Genomic DNA, 10231 nt, shown 5'->3' with positions numbered 1-10231 from the left:
AGCATCCGAACCCAGTCATGATTTCTCACTAAACCCTTCAATTTTACCCCTGAAAATGCCGGTTTAAGGGTCAAATACGGCAATTTTTGACCATCTTTTCTTTAAATATCAGGCAGGTTGCTTGGCCCGACCCCGTGAACATCCGTGAACACGAAGGATATTTGGCCCGTGTGGCCGGATTCAGCCCATTCGCATCTATAAAATCAGTTTGTCTATCTGTTCCACATACTCAAAATGGTGGTCCCGGGTCAACAGCGTCCCCCCAACCTCCATACAGCAGGCCGCTATCCAGACATCGTTCAGGGGAATTTTGTGGCCTTTTTTAACCAGCGAAAGGTAAATCAGCCCATATTTTGAAGCAACCGGTTGTGTGACATCGATGACCGTTATTTGCAGTTTCTCGATAATTTCATTCAGTTTCATTTCGTTCCACTCCCGCCGTCGGCCATTCATAAACCCATAAAACAGTTCGCCGATGACGACGGCCGGGAGATAGATGGATTCACCCAACTCCGCCATTATATCTACGGTTTGTGGTACGCCTTCGGCAAAATCACAGTAGATATTCGTGTCGAGCACCAACCTCACGGCCAGTCCCTTTCATCCACCTTATCAAACACCGCCGCGGCTTCGCGCAATTCGGTCCCTTCATCCGGAGACATCCATCCGGACAACTCCCTGATTAACTCACGACGGCTTTTCTTGAGATTGTATTTTTCATCCAGGGCTTCGAGTATCAGTGCGGTTTTGGTTTTACCTTTTTTATCCGCCAATGCCTGAAGGCGGGAATTTGTTTCCGGCGGAATTCTTAAACTGATGGGCATGGCCGTCTCCTGCTTTATTTTATTGTATCTCTTTTTTCAGAAATGTATTACAGGGATGATCGACCGTCAAGACGTTTTTGGCTGGGATTTGTGTATCAATTCATTTGGAGAAATTGAGAAATTGGGGTCGGGCCAAGCTAACCAATTGTTATTCCCGAAATAATGTCTCAAAATAGGCCGGAATATCGCCTTAAACGGTCATTTTTGGGGGCAAAACGGCAGGTTTAAGGAGCGAAGAATTGTCGATGCCGGAAGCATCCGCACCCATTCATGATTTCTCACTGAACCCTTCAATTTCACCCCTGAAAATGGCGGTTTAAGGGTCAAATACGGCGATTTTTAGCCCTTTTTTCTTTAAATATCAGGCAGGTTGCTTGGCCCGACCCCATGAATACTTAGAAATTTGAAGGATAACATGATTCGATCTCTGTTCATGCTGCTGGTGGGGGCGTGGCTCGCACAGGCCGGTGTTTTCTATGCGCTGTTGACGCGGCCCGCCGCCGTGGAGAAGGCCGACGCGGTGGTGGTTTTCATGGGCGCTGACGGGCGCGCCCGGGAGGGGTACGCCCTGGCCCGCCGGGGGCTTGCGCCTTATCTCATCCTGTCTCCGGCCGATGTTCGGCGCGCCGCCGCCCTGGACCGGAAATGGGTCGGCAGGAGACCCGCCTTCCGGCACCTCATCGAAGACCGGGCCGAAACCACCTTTCAGAATGCGCTGCTCACGGCCCGCCTCATCCGGGAAAAGGCCCTCAAGTCCTGCCTGCTGGTGACCAGCCCGTACCACATGCCGCGCTCCCGATTGCTCCTGGAGCTGATGCTGTTGGGCACGGACGTGAGGATCCTCCCCTGCCCCACGCCCCCCGGGCCCTTTCCCGCCTCCCCCATGGATTGGCAGAAAGCCCACTTCAAGCGCGCCCACAACGAGATGGTGGAATTCTGGGGCAGCCTCCTGGAGGCGGCCCGCTATGCCGCGAGCCGGGAGCTGCCGCCCCGGGGAGCTGAGGATGGCGCGGGGGTTGCTTTTTTGCGATCGGTGCTGTTATTTCAGATGGATTGAGGGTGGGAAATTGGGGCAGCTTGCTTGGCTCGACCCCTTAAAATCAAGGCTGAAAGGAGATCGGCGCCCCGTTCCTCGCAGGCGCACCCCTTCAGCCTTCAGTCTTCAGTCTTCAGCCTTTACAAGGAGGTTCAGCTGTGAAAATTGTTTCTGTTGTGGGGGCGCGGCCCAATTTCATGAAGATCGCGCCGTTCATCCGGGCCGTGGAGGCCCACAACCAATCTTTAGCGGGATCGGGCGCGCCCGGCATCCGCCATCTTCTGATCCACACCGGCCAGCACTATGACGACAACATGTCGCGGGCTTTTTTCAAGGCGCTGGACATCCCCGAGGCCGACATCAACCTGGGCATCGGCTCGGGCAGCCACGCCGAGCAGGTGGGGCTCACCATGATCGCCTTCGAGAAGGTGGTGCGGCAGGAGCGGCCCGACTGGGTGGTGGTGGTGGGGGACGTCAACGCCACCTGCGCCTGTTCCATCACCGCCAAGAAGGAGCATGTCCGCCTGGCCCACATCGAGGCGGGGCTCCGCTCCCGCGACATGACGATGCCCGAGGAGGTCAACCGGCTGGTGACCGACCGGCTCTCGGACCTGCTCTTCACGCCGGACCGGCTCTCGGGCGAAAACCTGCGGGCCGAGGGGGTTCCCGAGAAACAGATCCGGTTCGTGGGCAACATCATGATCGACACCCTGGAGGCCCAGCGGGAAAAGGCGGCCGCCCTCGATGTGGCGGATATCGTGAACCGAAACCGCATGGGCGGCGGGGGTCTCGGGGCGGTGCCGGACCCGGGCCAAGGGTTTTCGCTGTTGACCCTTCACCGGCCCTCCAACGTGGACGACCCGGCGATTCTCGGGGCCATCGTCGACTTCCTGACGAACGAGCTGACCCGGGAGCTGACCCTCCTCTGGACGGTTCATCCCCGCACCGAAAAACAGCTCAGGCGCTTCGGGCTGTGGGACCGGGTGGCCGCCGCCCGGAATATGGTCCTCCTCACCCCCCTGGGCTACCACGAGCTTCTACGCCTCAACATGGACGCCGCCATGGTGCTGACCGACTCCGGCGGGCTTCAGGAGGAGTGCTGCGTTCTGGGAACCCCCTGTCTGACCCTGCGGTGGAACACGGAGCGGCCCGTGACCCTGCGGGAACACGGCGGCGCGAGCGTGCTGGTGGGCAACGACGTGGACCGGATCCGCAAAACCTGCCGGGAGATGCTGCAGCGGGGCCGAACCCCCGCCCGCCCGGAGCTGTGGGACGGCAAGACGGCGGCGCGGATCGTGACGGCGCTGGCCGGGGATTAATTGGGGTCGGGCCAAGACAACCAATTGTTATTACATAAATAAAGCCTGAAAAAAGCCCTGAATATCGTCTTAAACGGTCATTTTTGGGGACAAAATGGCACGTTTAAGGATCGGTGAATCGTCAATGCCGGAAACATCCGCTCCCATTTACGATTCGCCATTCAACCCTTCAATTTTACCCTTGAAAATGGCGGTTTAAGGGTCAAATACGGCGATTTTCGATCCTTTTTCCTTTAAATATCAGGCAGGTTGCTTGGCCCGACCCCATAAGCTATGAGACCGTTGACAATTTTCCTTCGTTCCCCTATAAGAAAAGGAATGGGCAATTGACACCCGGCGCGATCCTGCTACGTCGGCATTGGCGTCTCGAACCTTTCATATCCGGATGCGGTGCGGCATATGATATATCAGATCCGAAACCCCCGATTTTATGTTGTTTTTTGCATTGACCTCTGCCTCGTTTGTCTCTCTCTTTTCCTCGCTTACCTGATCCGATTCGATTTTGAACTGAGACCCGCCGACTATCGGCAGATGTCGGCCCTGCTGGCCCTTGTGGTCCCCCTCAAACTTACGGTCTTCTTCTTATATAAGCTCTACAGGGGGATGTTCCGGTACGCCGGCCTGGCGGAGATGTGGCGGATCGCCAAGGCGGTGATCCTCTCCAGCCTGGTGGTCGTCTCCGCCGTCCTGGTCCTGAGCCGGTTTCAGGGCTTTTCCCGGGGGGTTTTCATCATCGACACGGCAACCACCTTTCTGCTCATCGGCGGGTTCCGGCTGAGCATGCGCCTGGTCTTTCAGTACTTCCAAAACAAGAACGGCGTATCCCAGGAGGTTATGCCGTACCAGCGCGGCGTCCCCACCCTGATCATCGGGGCGGGCACCACCGGCGAGAAGATCCTCCGGGAGATCTCCACACAACGGAGCCTCTATTACAACGTCGTCGGATTCATCGACGACGACCCCGGAAAACAGGGGCGGTCGATCCACGACATCACGGTGCTGGGAACCGTGGCGGCGCTTCCCGGCATCGTCAGGAAGCACGAGGTCGGACAGGTCCTTATCGCGGCGCCTTCCGCAAGCGGCCGCCAGATCCGGACCATGGTGGATGCCTGCAAGGCGGCCAGGGTTCCCTTCAAGACCCTGCCGGGCCTGGCCGAGCTCATCGACGGCAAGGTCTCCATCAAAACCCTCCGGGACGTCAACTACCGGGACCTCCTCCGCCGGGACCCGGTGCGCCTCAACGTCCCCGAGATCGAAAGCTATCTCAAGGACCGCCGGGTCCTCGTCACCGGCGCCGGGGGCAGCATCGGCAGCGAACTCTGCCGCCAGATCGTCCGGTTCACCCCCGAAAACCTCATCCTCTTCGACGCGTCCGAGCCCAACCTCTACGGCATCGAGATGGAGCTCAAGCACCGGGTGGGGTACCAGAAATACGTCACCGTGCTGGGCGGGGTCCAGGACAAGGCCCTGGTGGAGCGGGTGATGCGCCGGTACCGGCCCCACGTCATCTTCCACGCCGCCGCCTACAAGCACGTGCCCATGCTGGAGCGGAACCCCTGGCAGGCGGTCACCAACAACATCATGGGCACCCGGGTCCTCATGGAGAGCGCCGTGAAGCACGGCGTGGGCCATTTCGTGATGGTCTCCACCGACAAGGCGGTGCGGCCCACCAACGTCATGGGCGCCTCCAAGCGGGTCTGCGAGCTCATCGGAGCGGCCTGCAGCGGCGGCGGCACCCGGATGATGACGGTGCGCTTCGGCAACGTGGTCAACTCCGCGGGCTCGGTGGTCCCCCTCTTCCGGGAGCAGATCGCTCGCGGGGGGCCGGTCACCATCACCCACCCCGAGGTGACCCGCTTCTTCATGACCATCCCCGAGGCGGCCCAGCTCGTGCTGCAGGCCGGCGCCCTGGGGGAGGGCGGCGAAACCTTCATCCTCGACATGGGCACCCCCGTCAAAATCGTCGACATGGCCCGGGACCTCATCCGCCTCTCGGGCAAGGAGCCCGACACCGACGTCGAGATCGTCTTCACCGGCCTGCGGGAGGGGGAAAAGCTCTACGAGGAGCTCATCACCCGTGGCGAGGGCATCGTCGCCACGGCCCACGAAAAGATCATGGTGCTCAAGGCCGGAGACGACTGGGACGGCCTGGGAGGGCAAGCGCCGTACCGGGACCGGCTGACGACCCGGATCAACGAACTGGCCGCCATGGCCCAGGGGTACGACGGGTGCGCCATCCGCCTCAAAATCCAGGAGATCGTCCCGGAATACGACCTCCAGGACAGCGAATGCATCCTCTAACAGACGTAGACGCATCGACGGAAATGTTATATATTGGGGTCGGGCCAAGCCTACCCATTGTTATTACAAAGATAACCCATGAAAATAGTCCGGAATATCGCCTTAAACGGTCATTTTTGAGGGCAAAATGGCAGGTTTAAGGATCGGTGAATTGTCAATGCCGGGAACATCCGCTTCCATTTACGATTCGCCATTAAACCCTTCAATTTTACCCTTAAAAATGGCGGTTTAAGGGTCAAATACGGTGATTTTCGACCCTTTTTTCTTTAAATATCAGGCAGGTTGCCTGGCCCGACCCCATGACCGATGATTTTGATTCATTCCGGCAGTTTTTTACTGAAACCATGACGCGCAATTGAGAAGAGTAATGAGATCGTCAGAACTCAAACGAAAAGAAGGTGACTATGGTTTCAGGTGACGGTATCGACGACAAGCGGCAGCGGCGGGTTCTGGTGGTGGACGACGACCAGCCCATTCAGAAGCTCTTCATCCATGCCTTCCCCCAGTATGCCGTTCAGGCGTTCGGCTCGGCGGAAGCAGCCCTGGAGGCACTCGGGACGGCGGAATTCGACGTCATGTTCGTCGACATCAACCTGCCCGGGATGGACGGATTCGCCTTCGCGAAACAGGTCCGGAAGGATCACCCCGACGCCTTCATCATCGGCATGACCGGCGCCGCCAACAAGTTCGAGTTCTCCGAATGCAGGGCCGCGGGATTCGACGCCTATTTCTACAAGCCCATCAACATCAAAACCATCAAGCAGCTGCTGGCCGACAGGCTGGGTGAAGGCTGAAAATTGGAGACTGAGGGCTGAGGGCTGAATGGGCATGAATGTCCCGTTCGTCGCGGACGCAGCCCTTCAGCCTTCAGCCTTCAACCTCAAAAGACTGATCATCGTGATATTCAAAAAATATCGGATAGATTGGATGGTCCGGCCGCATCTGGCAGGCGTGGTGCCGCTGATCCTGTTTGCGGCCGTGATGCTGCTGCTCTTCACCCGGCAGCAGGAATCCGCCATTCGGAGCCTTCTTCAGACCAGAGCCGAGTCCCTGGCCTTCATCATCGATCGGACCGTGGGCGAGCAGGCGGCACTGCTTCGGGGCCTGGCGACCTCGGACACCCTGGACCGGGGAGATCTCGCCGCCTTCCGCCGGGAGGCCGAGCGGCTCTGGCGGATCCACCCGGAATGGTACACCCTCGTCCTTACCGACCGGCACGGCCCGGTCTTCAATCTGCGCATCCCCGAGGGAACCCCCCTGCCCCCCTGGCCGACCCGGCCTCGCTGAAACAGGTCTGGGAGAGCCGGAAATTCGCGGTGGGGAACCACCCCCGGGCCTACATCACGGTGCGGGTGCCGGTCCTGAGGCAGGGCCGCGTCGTTCACACCCTCGTTGCCGTCATCCACGCCCAGCTGCTGGAAAACATCATCGTCGCATCCACGGACACCCGGGAATGGGACGTGGTGGTTGTCGGCCCCGGGGACGCGATCATCGCCTCGTCCATCCCGGCCCTCGGACTGAAGGCCTCTCTGTCGCCTTCGGCCCTGCGGCGGGAGATCCAAAGATTCTCCCCCGCGCGACGACGCTACGCATCACCTGTCCCCATCCCCTCCACCAACTGGCACATCCTTGTTCTGGCCCGGACCGAAGACCTCGAAAAGCCGTTCCTGACGAAACGCACGACCGTCTACCTGGGCGCCTCGGCGGCGGCCCTTCTGACGATTTTCCTGGTGTGGAGCCTGAGCGCGGCCCTGAGCGCCCGCCGGGAAACAGCGGTTCTTAAACAGGAGGTGGATAAGCGGATGCGGACCCAGGCGGCTCTGGAAGAGAGCGAGGCCCGGTTCCGGCTCCTGGTGGAAAGCTCCCCCGACGCCATCTTCGTCCATGTCGACGGCCGCTTCGCCTATCTGAACCAGGCCACGGCCCGACTCCTCAAGGCCCCCTCTCCCGACGCTCTTGCGGGGCGGTCCATACGCGAATTCATCCATCCTGATTTCCACGGAATCGTCGACGGCCGCCTGGATCGGTTGATGCGGGAGAAACGCCCGGTCCCCCTCCTGGAGGAGCGCTACCTGCGCATGGACGGCATTGCAGTGGCCGTCGAGACGTCCGCTGTGCCCATCCGCTACGGGGATGCCGACGGTGCCCTGGTCTTCGTACGGGACATCACCGAACGGATCGAGCGGGAGACCGCCCACGACATTCTGGAGCGGCAGCTGGCCCAGGCCCGGAAGATGGAATCCGTCGGTCGCCTGGCCGGGGGCGTGGCCCACGATTTCAACAACATGCTGAGCGTCATCACCGGCTATTCGGAGCTGGCCCTGACCCGGCTGCATCCCGGAGACGCGCTTCGCAACGATCTCGAGGAGATCCTGTCGGCGGCCGGGCGCTCGGCGGACATCATCCGTCAGTTGCTGGCCTTTGCCCGACGCCAGACCGCGGCTCCCGTCGTACTCAATCTCAACGACGCCGTGGAAGGCATGCTCAGGATGCTTCGGCGCCTCATCGGCGAGGCCGTCGAACTGTCGTGGTCGCCCCGAACAGGGCTGTGGCCCGTCAGGATCGATCCGGCCCAGGTGGACCAGATCATCACCAACCTCTGCGTCAACGCCCGGGACGCCGTCACCGATGTCGGGAAAATCGCCATCGAAACCCACAACATCGTTGTCGACGGATCCGGAGACGGCGATCACCCGGCAACGCTCGAACCGGGCGAATACGTCATGATTACGGTGACCGACAACGGCATCGGCATGGCTCCGGAGACGCTGGAGAAGGTCTTCGAGCCCTTCTTCACCACCAAGGCCTCCGGCAGGGGCACCGGCCTGGGCATGGCCACGGTTTACGGCATCGTCAGGCAGAACCACGGATTCATCCATGTCGACAGCGAACTGGAAAAAGGCACCCGGGTCCGGATATTCCTGCCCCGCCATCATGCCGATGCCGGCCCGGCTTCGGGAGACGCCCTTCCTGAAAAGGCCCCCAACGGCAGGGGGGAGACGGTCCTGCTGGTGGAGGACGAGCCCGCCATCCTGAAGATGGGAAAACAGCTGGTCGAGGGGCTGGGCTACACCGTGCTGCCGGCAACCGGCCCCGAGGAGGCCGTCACCCTGGCCGCGGCCCATCCGGGGCGCATCCACCTGCTGGTCACCGACGTCGTCATGCCGGGAATGAGCGGCCGGGATCTGGCGCAACGGCTGCAGTCGACCCACCCCGATATCCAGGTCCTGTTCGTGTCCGGATACACTGCCGACATCATCGCCCACCACGGCGTCCTGGACGACGGGGTCACTTTCCTGCAGAAGCCCTTTTCCCGAAAAACCCTGGCCGAAAAACTGCGGCAATTGAGGCTCCGGGAGAAAAATGATAAGAGGAGGCTGAAGGCTGAAGACTGAAGGCTGAAGGCTGAAGGGGTGCAAGCGCCGCATTCGTCGCAGGTGCTCCCTTTCAAGCATGGAACGCATAGAGACTGAAAAGGCTTAAACGCGCCGAGCATTACAGGCGAATCCCTTCAGCCTTCAGCCTTTAGCCTTCAGTCTTCAGCCTTTAATTTTACACAACGGCGCGAAGGCGCCAAGGGAGATACGATGAAACACACACCCAGAAAGATCCTGGTCACCGGCGGCGGCGGGTTTCTCGGGTCGCACTTGTGCGAGCGGCTCCTGAACGACGGGCACGACGTCATCTGCGTCGACAATTTTTTCACGGGCAGCCGTCGCAACATCCTCCACCTCATGGACAACCCCTACTTCGAGCTGATCCGCCACGACGTCACATTCCCCCTCTACGTGGAGGTGGACGAGATCTACAATCTGGCCTGCCCGGCCTCCCCCATCCACTACCAGTACAACCCGGTCAAGACCATCAAGACCAACGTTCACGGCGCCATCAACATGCTGGGGCTGGCCAAGCGCATCCGGGCCAGGATCTTCCAGGCCTCCACCAGCGAGGTCTACGGCGACCCGTCGGTCCACCCCCAGCCCGAGGGCTACTGGGGCCACGTCAACCCCATCGGCATCCGCTCCTGCTACGACGAGGGCAAGCGCTGCGCCGAGACCCTCTTTTTCGACTATTACCGCCAGCACCGGCTGCAGATCAAGGTGGGCCGGATCTTCAACACCTACGGCCCCAAGATGCACCCCGACGACGGGCGGGTCGTCTCCAACTTCATCGTCCAGGCCCTCAAAAACGAGCCCATCACCATCTACGGCGACGGCTCCCAGACCCGATCCTTCTGCTATGTCGACGACCTCATCGAGGGCTTCGTCCGGTTCATGGCCTCCCCGGACGACTTCACCGGACCGGTCAACCTGGGCAACCCCAACGAGTTCACCATCCTGGAGCTGGCCCGCCGGATCCTCGACCTCACGGGCTCCCGCTCCGAGATCGTCTTCAAGGACCTCCCCGCCGACGACCCCCGCCAGCGGCAGCCGGACATCCGCCTGGCCAGAGAACGGCTGGGTTGGGAACCCAAGGTCCCCCTGGCAGACGGCCTGAGCAGGACCATCGCCTATTTCGAGGGGTTGCTGGGGGAATAGCTGAAGAGGCTGAAGGCTGACTGAAGAGGCTGAAGACTGAAGGCTGAAGGGGCACAAACGCCGCGTTCGTCGCAGGGGCGCCCCTTTCAGCCTATAGTCTTAAACCGTTAGTCTTCGGCCCTCAGCTTAAATAGACTGAAGGGGTATCACCGCTCCGTTCGTCGCGGACGCACCCCTTCAGCCTTCAGCCTTCAGTCTTCAGCCTATATTGGA

Annotated in this window: 9 protein-coding genes; 7 read left to right on the top strand and 2 right to left on the bottom strand. The window is 60.4% G+C overall.

The window, feature by feature from the left end:
* Positions 1 to 195 precede the first annotated feature (195 nt).
* On the bottom strand, positions 196 to 588 hold the full coding sequence (locus tag AB7S84_RS14190) for a type II toxin-antitoxin system VapC family toxin (protein ID WP_020878472.1): 393 nt from the start codon (positions 586 to 588) through the stop codon (positions 196 to 198).
* Complete coding sequence (locus AB7S84_RS14185; protein WP_020878471.1) at positions 585 to 824, bottom strand: ribbon-helix-helix protein, CopG family; 240 nt, start codon at positions 822 to 824, stop codon at positions 585 to 587. Before AB7S84_RS14185 ends, AB7S84_RS14190 begins: the two co-directional genes overlap by 4 nt.
* Before the next feature lie 415 nt (positions 825 to 1239).
* Between AB7S84_RS14185 and AB7S84_RS14180 the strand changes: the two genes are divergently transcribed.
* The 7 genes from AB7S84_RS14180 (at position 1240) to AB7S84_RS14150 (ending at position 10018) form a co-directional block, all read left to right on the top strand.
* The gene (locus AB7S84_RS14180) at positions 1240 to 1881 is read left to right on the top strand and encodes a YdcF family protein (protein ID WP_428155210.1); all 642 of its coding nucleotides are present in this window, start codon (positions 1240 to 1242) and stop codon (positions 1879 to 1881) included.
* Between the two features lie 137 nt (positions 1882 to 2018).
* Complete coding sequence (wecB, locus tag AB7S84_RS14175) at positions 2019 to 3179, top strand: non-hydrolyzing UDP-N-acetylglucosamine 2-epimerase (protein ID WP_428155208.1); 1161 nt, start codon at positions 2019 to 2021, stop codon at positions 3177 to 3179.
* Positions 3180 to 3578: 399 nt separating this feature from the next.
* On the top strand, positions 3579 to 5480 hold the full coding sequence (locus AB7S84_RS14170; RefSeq protein ID WP_428155206.1) for a polysaccharide biosynthesis protein: 1902 nt from the start codon (positions 3579 to 3581) through the stop codon (positions 5478 to 5480).
* 404 nt (positions 5481 to 5884) lie between these two features.
* A complete protein-coding gene (locus AB7S84_RS14165; RefSeq protein ID WP_428155204.1) occupies positions 5885 to 6274 on the top strand; it encodes a response regulator in 390 nt (129 codons plus the stop codon).
* A 28-nt stretch (positions 6275 to 6302) separates the two neighbouring features.
* Positions 6303 to 6767, top strand: coding sequence for a hypothetical protein (locus AB7S84_RS14160; protein ID WP_428155202.1), 465 nt, complete (start codon positions 6303 to 6305; stop codon positions 6765 to 6767).
* A 29-nt stretch (positions 6768 to 6796) separates the two neighbouring features.
* Positions 6797 to 8875 carry an ATP-binding protein gene (locus AB7S84_RS14155; protein WP_428155200.1) on the top strand — a complete coding sequence of 693 codons (2079 nt, stop codon included), beginning with the start codon at positions 6797 to 6799 and terminating at the stop codon, positions 8873 to 8875.
* 192 nt (positions 8876 to 9067) lie between these two features.
* Entirely contained in the window at positions 9068 to 10018 is a 951-nt protein-coding gene (locus AB7S84_RS14150) for a UDP-glucuronic acid decarboxylase family protein (protein ID WP_428155197.1), read from the top strand.
* Positions 10019 to 10231 lie beyond the last annotated feature (213 nt).

It is taken from the genome of Desulfococcus sp. (assembly GCF_050178255.1).
In the GTDB taxonomy this organism is placed as follows: domain Bacteria; phylum Desulfobacterota; class Desulfobacteria; order Desulfobacterales; family Desulfococcaceae; genus Desulfococcus; species Desulfococcus multivorans.
This window is presented reverse-complemented; position numbering and strand designations above follow the sequence as displayed.

Excerpts from the sequence above, each read along its gene's own strand:
- AB7S84_RS14185 (WP_020878471.1), bottom strand. The coding sequence starts at position 824 with ATGCCCATCAGTTTAAGAATTCCGCCGGAAACAAATTCCCGCCTTCAG.
- AB7S84_RS14180 (WP_428155210.1), top strand. The coding sequence starts at position 1,240 with ATGATTCGATCTCTGTTCATGCTGCTGGTGGGGGCGTGGCTCGCACAG.
- AB7S84_RS14170 (WP_428155206.1), top strand. The coding sequence starts at position 3,579 with ATGATATATCAGATCCGAAACCCCCGATTTTATGTTGTTTTTTGCATT.
- AB7S84_RS14165 (WP_428155204.1), top strand. The coding sequence starts at position 5,885 with ATGGTTTCAGGTGACGGTATCGACGACAAGCGGCAGCGGCGGGTTCTG.
- AB7S84_RS14160 (WP_428155202.1), top strand. The coding sequence starts at position 6,303 with ATGGGCATGAATGTCCCGTTCGTCGCGGACGCAGCCCTTCAGCCTTCA.
- AB7S84_RS14150 (WP_428155197.1), top strand. The coding sequence starts at position 9,068 with ATGAAACACACACCCAGAAAGATCCTGGTCACCGGCGGCGGCGGGTTT.